The sequence below is a fragment of the Ferrovum myxofaciens genome (assembly GCF_000735045.1).
Lineage (GTDB): Bacteria > Pseudomonadota > Gammaproteobacteria > Burkholderiales > Ferrovaceae > Ferrovum > Ferrovum myxofaciens.
Genome location: NZ_JPOQ01000349.1, coordinates 1 through 253 on the forward strand (window position 1 = coordinate 1; position 253 = coordinate 253).

At 57.3% G+C, this 253-nt stretch carries 1 protein-coding gene; it reads left to right on the plus strand.

Annotation, left to right across the window (positions count from 1 at the left end):
- Window positions 1-253 (plus strand): GTP-binding protein (locus tag IV91_RS0113960; protein WP_031599447.1); only part of this gene is annotated, 253 nt, incomplete at both ends.

Sequence of the window (253 nt, forward strand, 5' to 3'; positions counted from 1 at the left end):
GTTGGTGGTATCGGCGGCGGATGGACCGATGCCGCAGACCCGGGAGCACATTTTGTTGGCCCGTCAGGTGGGGGTTCCGTACATTGTGGTGTACATGAACAAGGCGGACATGGTGGACGACGCGGAGTTGCTGGAGTTGGTGGAGATGGAAGTCCGGGAACTGTTGTCGAAGTACAATTTTCCTGGGGATGACACGCCGATTGTGATTGGAAGCGCGTTGAAGGCGCTGGAAGGGGATCAGTCGGAGATTGGA